The sequence below is a fragment of the Wolbachia endosymbiont (group A) of Udea olivalis genome (genome assembly GCF_964028365.1).
Classification (GTDB): Bacteria; Pseudomonadota; Alphaproteobacteria; order Rickettsiales; family Anaplasmataceae; genus Wolbachia; species Wolbachia pipientis.
In genome coordinates this window covers 123,527-141,863 of the sequence record NZ_OZ034773.1, presented here as the reverse complement: position 1 = coordinate 141,863, position 18,337 = coordinate 123,527, and the positions used below count along the sequence as shown (strand labels likewise).

The following is an 18,337-nucleotide window of genomic DNA, read 5'->3' as shown; positions in this document are numbered from 1 at the left end:
TGACACCCTCCGCCAGCCCCCTTATCATGAAACTGAAGCTATTGTATTTGCTTTCGCCAATCTGCAGATTAAAAGGTAAGGATTACTTAATGTATCGGCGTCTTATATTCAATTTTTTGCAGTATATAGATACTGTATGTCTTTACAAAACTTCATCTACATCTAGATTTTTATCTAAATAAGCTGAACGCGCTTATAAAGCGTTACAAGACATCAAAAAATGCCAATACTCGACAGAGATAGTAAAAGACTAGCTAACTCGGGGATTCTTTGTCTTTTTTTCTGCTTAGTAAATTTCTTAAACATTTGCAGCGTAGGTTAGTTGCAATTAAAAGCAGCTAAATCTTGCTTGTCAAGCGTTTAAAACATAAAAAACGCCAATATTTTAAAGCAGATAATAACCCCAGGGCTTCTTTTGCCTTTTTTTTTATTTGGTAAATTTCTTAATGTTTATGGCTAAACGACAACCGTCATCCCGCTGCTTGTTAGCGGGATCTCTTGTTAGCGGCTGAGATACCGCGAATGAATCGCGGTATGACGTAGATTGCTGTCATTCCAGTGCTCCTTTTTTTGTCATCCCAGTGTCTGGGCACTGGGATGACAGCTAGCCTGACAACCGTCATCCCGCTACTTGTTAGCGGCCGAGATACCGCGAATGAATCGCGGTATGACGGTTCGCGGCAGTATGACGTAGAGCTCACGTTAGCTATACTTTTATGCTTACAAACTTAATAAAATTCCTGGATCCCAGTGTCTGGGCACTGGGATGACAAAGGAGAGCTACTCGGATGATACCTTTTTCTACTTAGTTTGGGTTATGCAAGAAGTCTATTATAATCAGGCTTTAAGTGTGCGGAAGTAATTTTTTGCGTTAGAGTAAAAAATTTTTTCTATAGCTAATCAAAGTGGATCAAGAGAAACTTACCACTTTCTTTACAAAGGGTTTGATGTTACCATTTGACTGCCTATTCTGAATTTATTGAATGAACGTTAACATAAAGAATCTAGTTCATGCTTTCTCTAAATTGCCAAGTTTAGGGCCATCATCATCACGCAGGTTAGTTATACATTTACTCCAAAACAAAGAAAAAGTTATGCTACCACTTGCATCTTTGATTAAAGAGCTAGCAGATCTTATAATAGAGTGTGAAGTTTGCGGAAATCTAGATACTAAATCACCTTGTTCTATTTGTACTAACCCAAAACGTGACACTAAGTTACTGTGTGTAGTAGAAGAATTGGGTGATTTATGGGCGTTTGAAAAAGGAAATATATATTCAGGTTTATACCATGTTTTGGGGGGCAGATTGTCTGCGATAAATGGCATAGGTCCAAAAGAACTCAACCTTGATACTATTCTGAAAAGAGTGACAGAGTCTAAAATTGAAGAGATAATTATCGCAATTAATCCGACATTAGAGGGTCAAGTTACTGCACAATATATAATTGAATTGCTAAAAAATTTGGATGTGAAAATATCACGTCTTGCTTGCGGCATACCAATGGGCGGAGAAATTGACTATCTTGATGAAGGAACGCTGAGGATAGCACTTACTTCAAGACAAGAATATGAGTTAAATATAAAATAAGACATGTGCTTAAAAAAACTTATATCGCTAATAACATTCAAAAAGAAAGAAATAGCGCCACCACTTAAAGTGGTGGCTTGGGAAAATGACCGTCTAAACTATAAGCAATTTTCAGGTAAATTTAACAATATAATTAAAACAATTGATCAGTCTTTTACAATAATATCTTTGGAAGGATATGATGGATGGGGCAAGACGTTTTTTTTGAAAGAATGGGTAAAAGAGTTAAAACAGCAAAATGAAATTGCAGCTTATTATAGTGCATGGGATATCAATGCATTGGACCAACCACTGCCTTCTTTTTTAAATTTCCTATTTGAAGATTTATTTGTATCGTATAAAGTAAAAAGAAGTGTTATACAACAGTTCAAGAACATAAACCAAGAGCTATTTTCTCTAAACACACTAGGAAAGCTGATCAGTAAATCTCCACTTGCTATGCTTTCAGTATTTCTTGATGCTGCAAAAGAGGCTGATAAAAAAGACATAGGTTTTGTCTTGAGTGAATTAAGTCTTCTCCAAAGAAGAAAAGAGAGTACTAGAGATTTTAAAACACAGTTAGCGGATGTGGTTAATAAAATCAGAAAAGACAAAAACATTTATATAATGGTGGATAATCTTGATGTGTGCCGTCCTAAATTCGTTGTCGATTTTTTGGAATCTATAAAGTATATGCTTGATGTGGAGGGGCTGGTTTTCATTATTCCTGTAAGTAAAGATAAGAGTAATGTACAAAGAGCAATCAGCACAATACTTGGACCAAATTTTGACCTAAAATCTTTTACTGATCTCTCTTTACATTTGCCAAAACAACCGATAGAAAAATTTACAAAAGAACTATTTGAAAATATTAAATTACCGAAAAAGTCAAAAAATTTGATTGTAGATAGTTTTATATTTTATGCAGAAAGCCTGTCACTATCGTTAAAAACAATAGAATACTGCGTAAAAAAAATAAAGCTGTGTCTTCTGAATCACACAAGAGAAGAATTACCTGATCCGAATTTGTTTTCATTTTTGGTAATACTGCAATCGATAAATATTGATATATATGAGGAATTAGGTTTTTCATATCAAAGAGCATTGGAAAAAATTGAAAATGAATATAAATCTTTAGTTCTAAATGGTCAAGAAGAATGGGAAAAACTTAAAACCTCTCTAGAAACTGCTTTTGCAGAGAGGGAGTCAAAAATTAACAAAGCTATAAAGGATATACTATTTTGAAAAGATACCCTACCTTCACATATACAAAGATAGGGTAACATTTGATTAACGCCCTTTTACTATGTCATTACCTTGTTCAAACTTTCTGATTAATTCGCTTACATTGACATTAGATAATTTTTTACCTGCAGATTTGTCATTATGTGAAGCATCAGGTTTACGAAGGTCTTCCTTACTGTTACTCCTAGTAATATTACATCTAACAATGTTTGAATTATTAGACTTATCGCTTACATCTGAAATATTGCTTTTTTCACTACATGAAGACGAATTACTCGACATATTGCCTAAGCTAAAGAGCTTTTTACCTTGATAGATTGGATTCCAATCAAGTGGATTATAAGTTTTTTTGCTAGTCTCAACCTTTTGGTTATTTTGCTGTTTAGGAGAAAAACCAAGTTTTTCTCTTTCTTTCTTGCTTAGCGTTTTGAGAAATTTTACGGTTTCTAATTCATCAGTTGCTTGTACTTTATGTAAATCAAAGCTTTTTTGATGGTTATCCTGCTTAACATTTTCCATCATTTTATCTTTTATTGTTCTATCCTCATCATCAGAAGTGCTGCTACTAATATCACTGATACCACTATCCCCTGAATTGCGGCGTTGTTTGTTAGGAGTGCTATGAATGTTGTCTTCCATGAGTTTTTGCATTGTTGGGCCAAATGTTCTTCCAAGATTGCTACTCACTGTTTCATTACTATCATTTGCTTGAGAATGAGGTACATTTCGCTCAAAAATTGCTTTTATTCCAGCAAATTTAGCTTGGGAAGATTTCGGAGGAACAGGTGGGGCAACCATGCCTTTTGAGTTAATCTTTCCTTCATTTTGAGGAAAAATTTTTGGATTATTTTTTTCTACTGTAGTATTCATTTTTTTACCTCTAAACCTATTAACTAATAAAAGTATAAACTTAGAGGTATTAATTTTGTAATAACAATGCTAATAGATTACCGCAGTTTCAATAAGCATCACCAGAGGATTCTCTATATAATGCTTAAAGGCATTTAAAAACTTTGCTCCGAGTGCCCCATCAACTGCTCTATGGTCAACAGAGAGCGTTACTGTCATTATTTCTGCTGTTTCTATTTTCTCATTCATAACAATTGGTTGTTTTTTAGATGCACCAACTGCCATAATGCAAGATTGCGGCGGATTGATTATAGCACTGAAGGCTTTTATACCAAACATCCCTAAGTTGGAGATAGTAAACCCTCCTCCTTGAAACTCTTCAGGTTTCAATTTTCCAGATCTTGCTCTGCTTACTAAATCTTTCACTTCTTTTGATATAGATAAAATACCCTTTTTATCAGCATTTTTTACTATAGGAGTAATTAGCCCATCTTCAAGTGCCACAGCGATTGAGATATCTACATTCGAGTATTTAAGTATTTTATTATCTATCCACGAAGAATTTATATCAGGAAATTTTTTCATGCTAAAAGCCACAGCTTTGATAATTAAGTCATTGATTGTTACTTTATTGTTTTCATCTGCTGAGTTAATCTCGTTTTTTAACGATATTAACTTATCAACCTGGCAGTCTACAGTTAAATAAAAATGTGGAACATTCTGTTTGGATTCAGTCAGGCGCTGTGCTATCACTTGGCGTATGTTGCTTACTTCAACTATCTCAGGACTTTCAGTATGTATACCACTGCCTAAAAACTCCAACACATCAGCCTTAATTATGCGACCGTATGGTCCTGTACCTTTTAATTGCTGCACATTAACCCCTTCATTTTGAGCTATTTTCTTAGCTAATGGGCTTATTTTTATTCTACCTTCTGTTGTCTTAGTATCTTCTTCTTTTCTAGATCCCAGTGTCAAGCACTGGGATGACATTGAGAGGTTGGATTCCAGCGTCACGCGCTGGAATGACACCGAAGAATGACTTATTGGCTTTCCGTTTAAATCTTGGTGTTCTGATTTTTGATTATCAACAGCACATTTTGTCACTTCCTTTTTAACTGCACTATTGATGGAAGTTGAGGTATAGTTGTTAAGTGCATTTTCATCCTCCCCTTCTTCCAGCATTAAAGCTATTGGTTGATTTACAGGCACGCCACTTGTTCCTTCTGTTACTAAAATTTTTGCTACAACTCCTTCATCTACAGATTCAAACTCCATTATGGCTTTATCAGTCTCTATCTCAGCAATTACGTCGCCTACTTCAACTTTGTCTTGTTCTTTTTTATGCCACTTTACAATTTTTCCTCCAGTTTTGCTCATTGTCGGTGAAAGAGCAGGCATTAATATTTCTATAGGCATTGATTTTGCATTTAAAGATCTATTCAATTTTTAATTTACTCTTTATCTTATGTCAACCTAATCGTGAATTATGATGAATAAGTCTGTTACACTATCCCTCACGTTATCCCAGTGCGTGACACTGGGATCTTGGTTCAGTACTATTATCCTATTGTTTTTATTATTTAGCCATAGCTTGTTTGCTAACAACTTTGTTTCAACCAAATCAAATAAGATCAACATGAGAACGGGGCCAGGGTTTCACTATCCTGTAAAATGGATATACACTTGCAAAAATCTGCCCCTGAAAGTGATAGAAGAGTTTGAGAGTTGGAAAAAGGTCTGCGATATAGATGAAGACTGCGGATGGATAAAAGGCAATCTTCTTAGTGATAAGCGCTACGCGATTGTAAAAGAAGATACTTATGGATATCAAAAACAGAGTGTAGACAGCAAGATTACTATAAAAATAGACAAATTTGTTGTAATGAAAATAGAAAAGTGTAACGAAGAGTGGTGTTTTCTTTCTACCCCAAAACGCAAAGCATGGGTACAAAAAAAACATATATATGGGGTTGATTAGGTTGACAAAAGATCTGAATTAACACTAGTTTCTAGGCCTTCTGTAGCATGCTCTTCATGTGAAGCAGAGGATGGCACTGACTTCTTCATGCTCTGGAGACTGTACAGGGCTATCACAGAAACTCCTTAACATCTCCTCAGCGGATGAATCTAAAATTTGTACAATAGACTTTTCACTTTGTTCTCTTAGCGATTGATCCACTCTAGAAATCAACTCAGAAAACTCGCTACCTGATTTTTCAGCTTCACTTTTTATTTTACTTTCTATGCTTGCAATATTACCTTGTTCAATTTCTTCTTTTGTTATGTTGAACGAATTTGCAGCATCTTGATATCCAATCTTGCAATTTCCACAACCAATTATGCAAAAAGCAATGGAATTAGATATTTCGCTTGCAGCCCACTTATGTATAGCGTAAGCCAAATAATTGTCATGGTATTTAATGCTAAATTGTTGTTCTATTAGCTCAGAAATTTTATTCTTTAGAGACATAAAGTACCCTCCTTACATTCGTTATACCTTTTTGTTAAGATACAGCAATTACACCATTTACTACATGCTTTACTTTAATTAATTATTAAAACGAGAGCATAATTTTCAGAGTTATATCTTTTTACCTTAACAATTCTTTTTTGAGTTCCTCTTCAATCATCTTAGTTAAACTCGTGTCAAACTCACTCCTCGAAAAATCCCTAACCTCCCCGGGATCATATCGATTTCCTATCATTTTTTCAATAGCATCATTTATTATGTTTATGTCAAATCCCTTTATAATAGGCGTTACCTTCACCTACCCTGCAGAGCCTTTACCATAAATTCTTTTGCTTTTATCAATGCAACCACCTGCACCAGGTTTACTGCTTCCAAAACCCTTGCTACAATTTACTGTTTCATGCTTGATTTCACCATTTTCTATATATATTATTTTATTATCTTCAGTAACCCGCAATCCTGTTGTTGTGGTTTTTTCTTTTAATTTTACACTATCATCAATTATTGGTTCGGTATAATCCTTATACTCATATATTTTATAGATGCCTCCGCCTCCCATAGTGATTAAATCCTTGCACTCTTGTTTACCTAAACGACACTTTCTTATAAAAATAGGACCCCCATCCTTATCTGTATATTCCTTTTCCCTGTTACCTCCTCCCTGTTCAACTTTAATGTTAATTATAGGATAATCAAGATCAATTTCCAATTCAGCTTTAATATAATCTCCTGGCATTCCTACTCTACTTTCAGTGGAATTAGGTGTGTAAGTGTAAGGTGTATCTTTTATGTGACCTGCTTCACCACATCCCCACACTTCTATTTCAACACGGCTAGATGTTATTTGTGAGCCATCCACATCATAATCTCCACTTCCAAAAACATGGGACTTTTCGCTCTTTTTTTCCGGTTCTTGTTTCTCTTTTTCCAGTTGTTTCTCGATTATCTCTTTTAACTTCTCTTTGAGACCTTCTAAATCGAACCTACACAATTTATCAGCGTAAAAGACCTCCGTTCTGTTTGCTTTAATTGGTGCTTCTTGTTGTGTGACAACGCCATTTGTATTTTGTGAAATCTTTGTATAAAAAGGTTGAGTGTTTTCTTTGTCTACATATCGTGTTGAACGGCTGCATGTTCCAGTAAAGCAGATACAACCATCATCACCTTGATTACATTTTTCTCTATGCTCTACATCCGTCAATTTGTATACTACTTTCAGTCCTTTACTAGATTTAAATGTATCGTCTATCTCATCATTTCTTTTTACACAGTAACTGCATTCTCTCTTCTTCTGCTCATTTTCATCAGGGAAGAAAACATACCCTTGTTTATTGAATATTATTTTATCTAACTCACTCTGATCTCTGTTTAAGAGATCGGCTCTTTTATTTTCCTTGCTTGGAAGATAATAGAACTGATTTGATTCCTTGGAGTAAACAGCATTGTATTTAGTATATCTTGTTCCCATTAATTTTAGTGGTATTATTTTATTTTCTCTTTTAAGAACAAACTCCTCTGGTTCTGGCTGCCATCCAGAAAGACAAAGCATTTTACTGTTAGAATTTCCTTTATACTTTACTTCTATTTCCGGCTGCCCAGAGTTATTAAATTCACATTGAATAGATTTGTCTTTTAACTTTTTCTCAAAATCATTAAAACTATAAAAACTTCCGCCTTTAGAACATTTAATTTGCACATCAGGAACATAGCCATATTCTTTCAGAACTTTAAATTGTTGCGGATTACTTTCTAATATACCTTCTATAATATTATCAATATTACTATCAGTTGTTTTTGCTACTATTGCTGGTTTTACTACTTTTAAAGATAGGGGGCCAATGTTTATAGGATGGTTGAGGTCAGTATTAACATTAAAAGTACAGGAACCATTACTATAGGTTCCATGTGCTTTAGCACAAGTGCTCTCACTCATCTTCATTTCTACTTTCAATGTATTTTTATTTACTATCTCCACTATCTCAGGTTCTGGAGCAGGTGGTGCAGGAAAACAGCGGACGAACCGTGGATTTTGTTCATTTATACTTTGAGTTCCAAGGTATTCAGCACAGAGCTGGCCCTTTTTTCTATAGGTTTTGAAGTAATAGTGAGTATCCTTATCTGTAACAGTATATGAGTGATTTGGAATGTTCTCATTATTTGAAACAACGTGTGGAAAACCTAACTCTTTTCTTTCCTCCAGTCCGCTAATTATCACCCCAACTCTTGGATCGAAGTAATCATTATCTTCATTTGTTATAGGAACAATTCTAACTTGTGGAGGTGACATCGCAAGTTGTTCACAGAATGGAGGGGGGCTAGGTGCAAGTGGCACAGGAGCACATTTTACTGCCGTTTGGTAGCAGGTATCACAGACTTTTTCCATCTCCCCAGGACGGAAAATATTCTCACCCGAAAATACTCTAGAACCCCATGAAGAAATTCCTGACATACAAGCCCCTTTTTGACTGCAAGCACATATTTTAGGAGAGTTAGCGAATCTTCTTTTTTCCTCATCAGTAACACCGTCTGCCCATTCCCATTTAAGACCCCGAGCAATTTCTCCTCCAGCTTTTGTTTTATCTCCTTCCCAGTCGATAAAAGCTGCAGCAGAAACTCCAGCTCCTGTACCTTGCGTTCCATATATCTGGCGGCAGGATTCCCCACTTTGTAAGTCATAACAATAACTTTGTCCATCATAAGCACATACTCTAATTTTGGGATTAAAGTAACCATCAACTCCTTGATCTTTTATTGCTTGCACCTTAATTTCCTTTACCCAATCTCCACCAACTATTGCTTCCAACCAAGTATTACTTTCTACAAATGTTGGACAATCAGCATATCCTTGATACGAAAGACCAAGTATCAAAAAAAATATCAATAAGAAATTAAGCCTTACACTTCTCATAAAATACCGGTAACCACTCATTAACTTCTTCTCCTTTTTCCTTTATTGCCTCGTACATATACTTTATCGTCTCTTTGTTAGCTGAAAGTACATGTATTTCTTGCATATTCTTTAAATCTAAATTTAAAGTTACTAATCCTTTATACTGTTTTATCAAAAATAAACCTTCCTGCGTTGGCGTCTGCAGAATTATATTCAGCTCCTCTTTTGATAAAGAAAATGCTTTCATGTATAATCTATTTGCATTGACGTTCGGCATCAAGATTCTTGTATCAACATGTTTATCTAAATATTGAGTAAATTTGCTAGCAAATGCGAGATTTAAATTTTCAGTACTTAGGATTACTACAACATTTAGTTCCGTCATTCTTTGCATCCAGTTATCAAACTCTTTCTCTGTAGGAAAAATATTACTTATCTCCCATGCTTCATCCAAAACAAGTATTGCAGGCGAGCCATCACATTTTGCCTCAAAAGAATATAAAAAATAGTAAAGTATCACGGACATACATTCCTTTTGTTTTGTAAGGTTTGCGGTGTTGAGAGATATAATTTTTGTTTCCCAGTCAATATCTGATTCATTACCATCTTGAAATAAGTAAGCAAAGTCACCATCGTCACACCATCTACTTATCTTACCCCCAAGGAGCAAGAGCACCTCAGAAATTTGTGAAATAGAACGTGATTCCTTGGGTATAGCAAATATAGAATCCACAATTTTTCTTATCTTTTCTTCTACGTCCACCAAGCTCGTATCGGCTACCATTCTTCTGATCAGTTCAACCAACATATTGCGATTGGAAGCACTATCTTCAATGTTTAGTGGATTAAATTTTAGGCTTTTGTCCTTATATTTTGGATCGATTATGTAATATTTACCACTCACTGCTTTAGTAAAAATTATTGATTTTCCAGTGTTATCCAATATGACAATTCTTGGGTTAAACTTTCTTGATTCTGATAATAGAAAATTAATGAGTGAAGTTCTGCCTGAATTTGGAGCTCCGAGTATCGTAGTATGGCCATTATTTCTTTTTCCATGAAAATTAAAGAAGTAAGGATTTCCTTTTTTTGAGAAAAAAATCATTACCGCTTCTTTCCACCTTCTTCCTTTTAATGTACCTGACGTAAAATCGTGCAGCATAGCAAAGCTGCAAGCGTATTTTGTTAAGATATTTTTCGGTTGCGTAATAAAAGCAAAATTGCCTGGAAGTTGTGCCCAAAAATGACTTTCCATATGTAAATCAGTTCTAAACATCATGAAGCCAACTAATGACATTATAGAAGATAAATCACTAATACTTTCAGCTAACTTATTCCTATCATCTGCAAATATTGTAAAAATAATTTTCTGTTGGCAGAAGTCTATACTAGAGGTCTTTTCAAGCTCTATTATTTCTTCAATTCCTGAGCTTTTAAGTAAGGTATTATCCTCACTAATTTGCAGCATGTTGATTTGTTTTTTAAATTCTTTTATTGCTTTGTTATTACTAGTAAATATCATTATTTCTGTAATGATAAATTCAGATTCAAGCTGCAAGCATCTATCTATATTACCTAAAGAGATTTCCCGGTATTCTTTTATGCTGAAAATAGAGCCAAATTTCTGTTGATTTTCAAATATTGTTTGAAACGTATTGAAACCAAAAGCTATTTTAAAATTTCTAATATATTGCGACAGGTCCCTTTCATGTATTGGATAATCTTTGTGCGTTAATGTAACAATATAGTGGAGAAATTCTATCATTTCAGAATATATTTTACCTTCACTAAACCTTAGACTCAGTTTTTTAGCTCCAAAAGGTCCTAAATCATTTTGAATTACGTCAGTTATCTTTTGCAACTCCTGATGGCTTTCTTGTAAAGACAACTTATGCTTATTCTTTATTCTATTGAAAAAAAACGAATTATTAGTATGCTTGCCAAAATCGCTAAACAATATTACAATGTATAGTTCATTTATATACTGTAATTTACTATCAGTTGGTTTATTAAACCACGTTGAATGTAGGTTGTCAGAGAAGTCTTCAGTTTTATTCCATTTCAAGCTCAGTTTATTGCGCTTTCTAACGGTATGAATCCAAACGGTAAAACACAGGCTATTAATATTTTTTGATATGCTTTTTCTAATTTCAGTTCTGAGGTCCCTGTAGTTATCAACAGAAGAATAATCTTCTAACTTGATTATTTTTAACAATTCTCCCTGTTTTGTTAGTATGGTTTCTTCATCGTAATGACAAGCATAAGGAACAAAATCTAAATCAATGCTTTCTAGTAATGCTAAGTTGTTCTTTTTTTTAAGCTTAGAGTTAACTGTTGGTACTTTTAACTGCATATGCGTATTCAATAAAGATAATTAAAAAAGATAAAAATACTATCTTAATTTTTATCTTTTTTTTCGCTATCGGATTGTAATTTTATATCTTTTGCAAAGTTAAATTTTTCTTTTAAGTAGTCTGTTGCCTTTTCTGTACTACCGAACATCAGGACCAGTACACCAAACATTATCATAAAAAAGATTAGACCTCTGAACACTACTGCAAGTATCACTGCAGCTATACACAACCCTATGATTGTTGAAGGACTCATATTTTCTACAGTATCTTTAACTGAAAATGAAGAAATAAAATTTTTTACCGTTTCTTGTATACCCTTTAATTCATCACTCGCCGAACTTGCTTCGCTAGAATATGATGCAAAAATGAAACTTAATAAGGCTATAAAAACCAAAACTTTATTCAATTGAATGCGCATCAACTAAACACCTTTTAAACATTCCTCAAATATAACAACTTTTATATCAATAGGCAAGAACTGAATTCACTTATCCACTACAAGTAACACATATTTAATTTTTACCGCTGTGAACATGCTGTAAGCTCTTATCATCAACAAGAGGACTCACATTAATGGATGTTAATTTACTTGATAGGAAGTTTGAATGCAATTCAGCTACTGCTGCTATAGCAAGCACTGCAACCATAGCAAGTAGTCCTGCTCCTATCAATCCTGATGTCATTGCTCCTGCAACAATGCACCCTATTGTGGAGAGAGCACAACCTGCTACAAGTGCAACGTGAAGATTTCTGTTATTGGGTTGGTTTTTAAGTAGGATATCTTTCTTAACTTGATCTGGATTTGCTTGACCATCTGAGTTTTCATTTTCTTGCATTTTTGGCTCTTTTTTTACAGTCTGCTCTGGCTGCACTTGAGTCTCGTTTTCTTTTGGGGATTCCAAATTTGATTCTAATAACTCAGTTTTTTCTCCACCCTCTGGTTGTAAGCCATTATCTCCTTCAACAGAGCTCAATGTTGAGTTTAAACTTTCCTCAGATGAAGTGCTTGTTACTAAAGTTAAACTGCTCCTTCTGCTACTTACTGGTGATTTCAAACTTTCTTTACTCGTTCTAGGTGAGTCTATTCCACTATCTGAGTCATTGCCACTACTGAGTTTAGAAGTTTTCTTCTCCTCTATTTCTTTCACAACCTTGCTATATTTTTCAAACACTTCCTCTGCAACATCTGAATTACTAAGTATTTTATTATCACCACTTTTTTTCTCAGCTACATTCAAGGGTGTTTCTTGTGTGTTGTTTTGCTCTTCAATATGTTTTAGCTGCATTTGATCTTCAATATTTTCTTCAACAGCATTTGGTATTGAGCTTACACTGCTGCTCCTGTTAGTAATATCCAAAATTGTTTTTACTATTTTTCCTCTTATTGTTTGTGGTCTTTGTGATTGTTCTCTTTCATTGTTAAATACTGTAGGTACAGCTAGTTCTTCTGATTTTATTACTTCATCTTTCAATGCAGGAAGAAAGTTTTCGATATAATACTTATAATGTTTTTGATATTCCTCTTGTTTTTCTGGTGATTTTTCTAATTGTTCTCTCAGCGATTTTTCTAATTCAGTTAATACCTCAGGACTAGCTCCTTCCTTGAACAACTCTATGCATTTTTTGATAGCTCCATCTCCCTTTTGTGGGCTTCCATATTTATGATTTTCTTTTGTTACCTTTTTGTATATAGTGTCGTGCAATTGTTGGTTAATATCTTTTTTAGAACTTAGCATAGACTCCTCCATACATAACAAAATGTATAGATACCTCTTTAGCGTTAATTTTACATTAAAACTGGGCAATTATGCCATATTATAAATAATTGCGGCAACTTGCTTATTGGAAGGTCGCTTAACTATTTGCTTTCTGGGCTTTCTACTTCTACAGATTTGCTATTAATATGATTCTTTGCTTGTTGAACTAACATATTCACTACTTCTTTTACAGGCTTTTCCCTATCAACCATGCCAACACTTTGGCCAGCCATTAGAGATCCTGTTTCAACATCTCCATCAATTACTGCTCTTCTTAAAGCTCCAGCCCAGAATTTTTCTATTTCAAGCTGCCCATCTTCTTTTGAGATCTGGCCCTTTTGGTATTCATCAATAACTTCTTTTTGACGCTTCATGAAGTCATCACTTGCTTTGTTGGCTATAGCTCTTACAGGAATTACAGGAAAATCAGCACTTATCTGTACAGAAGGTATTGCATTACGTGCGGCCGATTTAATAAACACTTCCTTAAAATTTTTGTGGGCAATTGACTCATTAGTGCAGACAAATAATGTGCCTATTTGACAGCCACTTGCTCCCATTTCTAAGTAATTAACTATCACTTCGCCTCTGCCTATTCCACCTGCAACAAACACTGGTATTTGTTCATTTTTAAAATGAGGCAATATCTCTTGTGCAAGAACAGAAGTGCTCACTGGACCTATATGCCCACCTGCTTCCATTCCTTCTATTATTAATGCATCTACTCCCATTTTTACTAACCTTTTCGCAAGGCTTAATGCTGGTGCAAAGCACATAACTTTAATGCCTGCACCCTTGATTTTTTCTATATTAGGCTTTGTTGGCAGTCCACCGGCAAGCACTATATGGCTCACTTTCGTTTCAATACACACATCTATCAACTCACTCAACTTTGGGTGCATAGTAATTAGGTTTACACCAAATGGCTTGTTAGTTAATTTTTGTGTCTCTATGATTTCTTTTTCCAGTAAGTCTGGGAACATTGCACCACATGCAATCACACCAAAACCACCAGCGTTTGAGATTGCTGAGACCAAGTTTCTCTCTGAAACCCAGCTCATAGCACCACCCATTATAGCAAACTCACTGCCAAGAAAATCTGTTCCTTTTTTCCAGAGGCTACTTAACATATAACCTATATCATACGTTTAAAAATGTTTTGCTTATCTATAAATGTGTGCTTCAAAGCGCCAAGTATATGTAAGATTATAAAGAGTACCATAAAATATGCAAGCATCGAATGTAGCTCGTTAGCCGTGTTAGCTAGATCTTTGTTTTGATTAATCAACAAAGGGATATGGAAAAAATATTTGATCTGTTTGCCAGAAGCAGAAGACATGACATAGCCAGATAGTGGCATTAGCACCATTAAAGAATACAAACCAAAGTGCACTGCTTTACTTATATTGATTACAAACCGAGAAAAATTTGCTGGAAGTGGTGGAACATAAGTAAAGACGCGAAAAAATATGCGTACTATGATTAATCCAAGAATAGTGATACCGCAAGCCTTATGAATAGCGTATATGTTGAACTTAATTTCATTGCTAAGTGGTAAGCTTTTCATATAAAGTCCAGAGCAAAGCATACCGATAATAAAAACAGCCATCAACCAATGGATAACTCTTAAACCTAGGCTATATTTATTTTCTTCCATTTTGATTACTCTAAAGTAGCATTTATATAATAGAAAAACTATTTTTCAATCAAAATTATTAAAGCAATTTAGATTTACCAACAATGTAGCTATACAAATTCGACCCAGCCGGAAGTCAAGGGCACCTAAATCAAGAAACGGATTAAACGAAAAACTTACTTGACACCCTTCGCCAGCGCCCTTATCATGAAACTGAAGCTATTGTATTTGCTTTCGCCAATCTGCAGATTAAAAGGTAAGGATTACTTAATGTATCGGCGTCTTATGTTCAATTTTTTGCAGTATATAGATACTGTATGTCTTTACAAAACTTCATCTACATCTAGATTTTTATCTAAATAAGCTGAACGCGCTTATAAAGCGTTACAAGACATCAAAAAATGCCAATACTCGACAGAGATAGTAAAAGACTAGCTAACTCGGGGATTCTTTGTCTTTTTTTCTGCTTAGTAAATTTCTTAAACATTTGCAGCGTAAGTTAGTTGCAATTAAAAGCGGCTGAATCTCGCTTGTCAAGCGTTTAAAACATAAAAAACGCCAATATTTTAAAGCGGATAATAACCCCAGGGTTTCTTTTGCCTTTTTTTTCATTTGGTAAATTTCTTAATATTTATAGCTAAACAACAACCGTCATCCCGCTACGTGTTAGCGGGATCTATGTTAAGGTATAGTAGGGGATCTATGTTAAGAGATACCGCGAATGAATCGCGGTATGACGGTCTGCGGCGGTATGACGGTTCGTGGCGGTATGACGGTTCGCGCGGTGGCATGACCTCGTCATCCCGCTACGTGTTAGCGGGATCTATGCTTTGAGATACCGCGAATGAATCGCGGTATGACGGTGTAGATGATGGTTAAGTAATTCGTCATCCCGCTACGTGTTAGCGGGATCTCTTGTTAGCGCCGCAGCGGTATGACGGTTCGTGGCGGCATGACGATAAGGTTCCAGTGTCAAGCGTTTGGCATGCAAATTTCCTTAAACGTTCGTAAGCTTAAAACTTTACTTTAGATCAAACTGCTGTATAGTGACTTTATAGCTTTAGTTTTACAATGAGTATACCTAGTATAGAAAATTGTGATCTTCACAATAAAGCCGTCTTACTCAGAGTTGACTTCAATGTTCCTATAAAAGATGGAGAAATTCGTGACGTCACTCGTATTTTGAGAGCATTGCCTACTATTCAGTATTTAGTGAATGCGAGTGCAAAGATTATTATTATATCACATTTTGGACGCCCAAAGGCCAGAGACAATAATCTGTCGCTAAAAAATGTAATTGACACTTTATCGCAGTTACTAAATAAAAAAGTGAAATTCATTGACGATTGCTTTGGTGAAAAAGTACAAAGAGCAGTAAGTGTTATGGATGCAGGAGATATAATATTACTAGAGAATCTAAGATTTTATAAAGAGGAAGAGCAAAGTGACTCAAATTTTGCCAAACAACTAGCATCTCTAGCGGATATATATGTAAATGATGCATTTTCTTGCTCTCACAGAGCTCACGCTTCTATTTCACGCATTACAGAATTTTTACCTTCTTATGCGGGATTTTGCTTGCAAGATGAGCTAAAGTATCTTGAAAAAGCTGTATCATTTAAAGCTAAACCTATTACTGCGATAGTTGGGGGAGCTAAAATATCAACTAAAATAAAAGTGCTTATGAAGCTAACAGAAAAGGTTGATTACCTAGTTCTAGGTGGTGCAATAGCCAATAATTTTTTGTCATTTAGCAAAGTAAATATAGGGAAATCTTTCTTTCAAAATGGTGTTGACGACCTTCTACATAATATTGTTGAAACAGCAAATAAAAACAATTGCAAAATAGTTGTGCCAGAAGACGTTCTGGTTGCAGTAAACTCTGATTACAGCACTAGTATTTCAAGAAGAACTGAGTCCATTTTGGACGGTGATATAATTTTGGATATCGGACCACAAACTTTGAGTACAATAAGCAGTATAATAGCAAGCAGTAAGACTCTGCTGTGGAATGGACCTATTGGTGTTTTTGAACATTCAGCTTTTGCAAGTGGTACAATAGGGGTAATGAAAATCGTAAGTGACTTAACGCACAAAGGAAAGTTAACCAGCATAATAGGGGGAGGCGATAGTCTATCTGCAATAAGCGCTGCAGGCCTTACCGATAAGGATTTTACATATGTTTCCACTGGTGGAGGAGCATTTTTAGATTGGTTAAGTGGCGATGAAATGCCGGGAGTTGCTGCTCTGCAAAAACGATTAGATTAAAACTTTTTTAAATTATTTCTTATAGGCTAGCTTTTTTGTGAACGTGATTATGTCGAAGACAGTTAAACTAATTTTGTGTTTAATAATACCAATAATAGGATTTATTTTTTATATTAAGGATCATTATTTTCACACCGGCTATGTAGAAGAAAATGTTGAAGTCAATTTTGAACCATTTTTCAGTTCACAACCAGCCACCGTTTCAGAATTAACTGACTTCGATAGAGGAGTGTTGAAAGTTTGTGGAGATTGGGGAGCACATCCAGATAAAGAAGATTTCAAAATTTTACTTAGTTGTCCGCAGCATCAAGAAGTAGTGAAAGGAATATATAAGTGATTACGCCAGATGCGGATTTGGAGTTACTTAAAGATGAACTGGCTAACATTTGGTTTACAAATAGTGAAAGTGAAAAAGAAACTATAGGGTTTGGACATATTTTTTGTGGTGAGCCAAACGATAAACTAGGTGGTATGCATTTTGTAGGTAGATATGTTGAAGCTCAAGAAGATAAATGGGCAGGTGCAATTTGGAATGATAAGTCCCTATGCAATAAATCAGATATTAAGCCGCCAGTTTATACATTTGGAATGAAATATTTAGGTAAGGATGGGGAAGTGAAAGTTAAATGCCCAAATGGATACGCATATAACCTTCATGCCGATAATTTCTGCAACTAAGGCGTTTAAGGAATTAGGAAAAGATGGAATGTGTCTATATGAAATGGAAGATGACGATTATCAATCAGTGTTTGTAAGAAAGAATGATGCTATACTCACGTTCTATCCTGACTTAACACCAAAATGTGATGATAAGAGTACTTATTGTAGTTGCGGTAAATCTTAATTTCAAAACCAATAGGGTAAACAAATGATAAAAATGCTATAGGGTGTAGCAAATCCAAATGAGTTAAAATTTTGATTAAAGGGTTTTGTGAATAATAATGAAGAAGGGCATTATTCGTCTAATAAAAGCAATTCAATACTCTTGTGAAGGAATAAAATCAGCTTTTATATCAGAAATTGCGTTCAGACAGGAGTTACTGCTTTTTATAGTATGTGTCTCAATTTTGTTTGTTTTGGATGTAAGTAATCTAGAACGTGCAGTAATGATAAGCAGCCTATTCCTGGTGTTAATTGTGGAAATTGTTAACACTGCTTTTGAAACGACAATTGAGCGTATTTCCAGTGAACAACACATACTTTCAAAAAAGGTGAAAGATCTAGGTAGTGCAGCAGTTTTTCTTTCATTAATTAACTTCCTGATAACATGGATGATAATATTGATAGGTTAATACGA

16 protein-coding genes and 1 pseudogene are annotated in these 18,337 nt (G+C 34.8%); 8 read left to right on the top strand and 9 right to left on the bottom strand.

Annotation, left to right across the window (positions count from 1 at the left end; genetic code table 11):
• The first annotated feature begins 983 nt into the window (after positions 1-983).
• Together recR and ABWU32_RS00690 are read left to right on the top strand one after the other, a co-directional pair.
• Complete coding sequence (recR, locus tag ABWU32_RS00695; RefSeq protein ID WP_010963080.1) at positions 984-1,589, top strand: recombination mediator RecR; 606 nt, start codon at positions 984-986, stop codon at positions 1,587-1,589.
• A 3-nt stretch (positions 1,590-1,592) separates the two neighbouring features.
• Positions 1,593-2,813, top strand: a complete 1,221-nt coding sequence (locus tag ABWU32_RS00690; RefSeq protein ID WP_015589427.1) for a P-loop NTPase fold protein — start codon at positions 1,593-1,595, stop codon at positions 2,811-2,813.
• Positions 2,814-2,858: 45 nt separating this feature from the next.
• Here ABWU32_RS00690 and ABWU32_RS00685 read toward each other — a convergent pair whose 3' ends face one another.
• Positions 2,859-3,683: a hypothetical protein gene (locus tag ABWU32_RS00685; protein WP_015589426.1), complete on the bottom strand. Its 825-nt coding sequence runs from the start codon at positions 3,681-3,683 to the stop codon at positions 2,859-2,861.
• Between the two features lie 69 nt (positions 3,684-3,752).
• Entirely contained in the window at positions 3,753-5,081 is a 1,329-nt protein-coding gene (locus tag ABWU32_RS00680; RefSeq protein WP_141456686.1) for a pyruvate dehydrogenase complex dihydrolipoamide acetyltransferase, read from the bottom strand.
• 70 nt (positions 5,082-5,151) lie between these two features.
• Between ABWU32_RS00680 and ABWU32_RS00675 the strand changes: the two genes are divergently transcribed.
• Entirely contained in the window at positions 5,152-5,643 is a 492-nt protein-coding gene (locus ABWU32_RS00675; RefSeq protein ID WP_015589424.1) for an SH3 domain-containing protein, read from the top strand.
• A 54-nt stretch (positions 5,644-5,697) separates the two neighbouring features.
• On the opposite strand, the gene ABWU32_RS00670 is transcribed toward ABWU32_RS00675, so the two are convergent.
• The 7 genes and pseudogenes from ABWU32_RS00670 to ABWU32_RS00640 all read right to left on the bottom strand — a co-directional run bounded on the left by ABWU32_RS00670 (position 5,698) and on the right by ABWU32_RS00640 (position 14,793).
• Positions 5,698-6,135 carry a hypothetical protein gene (locus ABWU32_RS00670; protein WP_242049510.1) on the bottom strand — a complete coding sequence of 146 codons (438 nt, stop codon included), beginning with the start codon at positions 6,133-6,135 and terminating at the stop codon, positions 5,698-5,700.
• Positions 6,136-6,256: 121 nt separating this feature from the next.
• Positions 6,257-9,043 (bottom strand): annotated as a pseudogene (locus ABWU32_RS00665) (hypothetical protein).
• Positions 9,024-11,378, bottom strand: coding sequence for a type VI secretion protein (locus tag ABWU32_RS00660; protein WP_353278683.1), 2,355 nt, complete (start codon positions 11,376-11,378; stop codon positions 9,024-9,026). Before ABWU32_RS00660 ends, ABWU32_RS00665 begins: the two are co-directional and overlap by 20 nt.
• 44 nt (positions 11,379-11,422) lie before the next feature.
• Positions 11,423-11,797: a hypothetical protein gene (locus ABWU32_RS00655; protein WP_022626145.1), complete on the bottom strand. Its 375-nt coding sequence runs from the start codon at positions 11,795-11,797 to the stop codon at positions 11,423-11,425.
• A 94-nt stretch (positions 11,798-11,891) separates the two neighbouring features.
• Entirely contained in the window at positions 11,892-13,115 is a 1,224-nt protein-coding gene (locus tag ABWU32_RS00650; RefSeq protein WP_265027905.1) for a hypothetical protein, read from the bottom strand.
• 122 nt (positions 13,116-13,237) lie between these two features.
• On the bottom strand, positions 13,238-14,266 hold the full coding sequence (locus ABWU32_RS00645) for an NAD(P)H-dependent flavin oxidoreductase (RefSeq protein WP_015589418.1): 1,029 nt from the start codon (positions 14,264-14,266) through the stop codon (positions 13,238-13,240).
• Positions 14,267-14,271: 5 nt separating this feature from the next.
• Positions 14,272-14,793 carry a cytochrome b gene (locus tag ABWU32_RS00640; RefSeq protein WP_265027904.1) on the bottom strand — a complete coding sequence of 174 codons (522 nt, stop codon included), beginning with the start codon at positions 14,791-14,793 and terminating at the stop codon, positions 14,272-14,274.
• A 1,050-nt stretch (positions 14,794-15,843) separates the two neighbouring features.
• Between ABWU32_RS00640 and ABWU32_RS00635 the strand changes: the two genes are divergently transcribed.
• The 5 genes from ABWU32_RS00635 to ABWU32_RS00615 all read left to right on the top strand — a co-directional run bounded on the left by ABWU32_RS00635 (position 15,844) and on the right by ABWU32_RS00615 (position 18,332).
• Entirely contained in the window at positions 15,844-17,040 is a 1,197-nt protein-coding gene (locus ABWU32_RS00635; protein ID WP_015589416.1) for a phosphoglycerate kinase, read from the top strand.
• Positions 17,041-17,089: 49 nt separating this feature from the next.
• Positions 17,090-17,377: a hypothetical protein gene (locus tag ABWU32_RS00630; protein WP_012673373.1), complete on the top strand. Its 288-nt coding sequence runs from the start codon at positions 17,090-17,092 to the stop codon at positions 17,375-17,377.
• The gene (locus ABWU32_RS00625; protein WP_227738569.1) at positions 17,374-17,718 is read left to right on the top strand and encodes an EndoU domain-containing protein; all 345 of its coding nucleotides are present in this window, start codon (positions 17,374-17,376) and stop codon (positions 17,716-17,718) included. The genes ABWU32_RS00630 and ABWU32_RS00625 overlap by 4 nt, the downstream gene beginning before the upstream one ends.
• Positions 17,696-17,884: a hypothetical protein gene (locus ABWU32_RS00620; RefSeq protein WP_041573545.1), complete on the top strand. Its 189-nt coding sequence runs from the start codon at positions 17,696-17,698 to the stop codon at positions 17,882-17,884. Before ABWU32_RS00625 ends, ABWU32_RS00620 begins: the two co-directional genes overlap by 23 nt.
• A 97-nt stretch (positions 17,885-17,981) precedes the next feature.
• Entirely contained in the window at positions 17,982-18,332 is a 351-nt protein-coding gene (locus tag ABWU32_RS00615) for a diacylglycerol kinase (protein ID WP_007549043.1), read from the top strand.
• Positions 18,333-18,337 lie beyond the last annotated feature (5 nt).

What these genes read in the sequence shown, in the direction of transcription:
- ABWU32_RS00690 (WP_015589427.1), top strand. Translation starts at nt 1,593, where the DNA reads ATGTGCTTAAAAAAACTTATATCGCTAATAACATTCAAAAAGAAAGAA.
- ABWU32_RS00645 (WP_015589418.1), bottom strand. Translation starts at nt 14,266, where the DNA reads ATGTTAAGTAGCCTCTGGAAAAAAGGAACAGATTTTCTTGGCAGTGAG.
- ABWU32_RS00660 (WP_353278683.1), bottom strand. Translation starts at nt 11,378, where the DNA reads ATGCAGTTAAAAGTACCAACAGTTAACTCTAAGCTTAAAAAAAAGAAC.
- ABWU32_RS00675 (WP_015589424.1), top strand. Translation starts at nt 5,152, where the DNA reads ATGATGAATAAGTCTGTTACACTATCCCTCACGTTATCCCAGTGCGTG.
- ABWU32_RS00620 (WP_041573545.1), top strand. Translation starts at nt 17,696, where the DNA reads ATGCCGATAATTTCTGCAACTAAGGCGTTTAAGGAATTAGGAAAAGAT.
- ABWU32_RS00615 (WP_007549043.1), top strand. Translation starts at nt 17,982, where the DNA reads ATGAAGAAGGGCATTATTCGTCTAATAAAAGCAATTCAATACTCTTGT.
- ABWU32_RS00670 (WP_242049510.1), bottom strand. Translation starts at nt 6,135, where the DNA reads ATGTCTCTAAAGAATAAAATTTCTGAGCTAATAGAACAACAATTTAGC.
- ABWU32_RS00640 (WP_265027904.1), bottom strand. Translation starts at nt 14,793, where the DNA reads ATGGAAGAAAATAAATATAGCCTAGGTTTAAGAGTTATCCATTGGTTG.
- ABWU32_RS00685 (WP_015589426.1), bottom strand. Translation starts at nt 3,683, where the DNA reads ATGAATACTACAGTAGAAAAAAATAATCCAAAAATTTTTCCTCAAAAT.
- ABWU32_RS00655 (WP_022626145.1), bottom strand. Translation starts at nt 11,797, where the DNA reads ATGCGCATTCAATTGAATAAAGTTTTGGTTTTTATAGCCTTATTAAGT.
- ABWU32_RS00630 (WP_012673373.1), top strand. Translation starts at nt 17,090, where the DNA reads ATGTCGAAGACAGTTAAACTAATTTTGTGTTTAATAATACCAATAATA.
- ABWU32_RS00680 (WP_141456686.1), bottom strand. Translation starts at nt 5,081, where the DNA reads ATGCCTATAGAAATATTAATGCCTGCTCTTTCACCGACAATGAGCAAA.
- recR (WP_010963080.1), top strand. Translation starts at nt 984, where the DNA reads ATGAACGTTAACATAAAGAATCTAGTTCATGCTTTCTCTAAATTGCCA.
- ABWU32_RS00650 (WP_265027905.1), bottom strand. Translation starts at nt 13,115, where the DNA reads ATGCTAAGTTCTAAAAAAGATATTAACCAACAATTGCACGACACTATA.
- ABWU32_RS00635 (WP_015589416.1), top strand. Translation starts at nt 15,844, where the DNA reads ATGAGTATACCTAGTATAGAAAATTGTGATCTTCACAATAAAGCCGTC.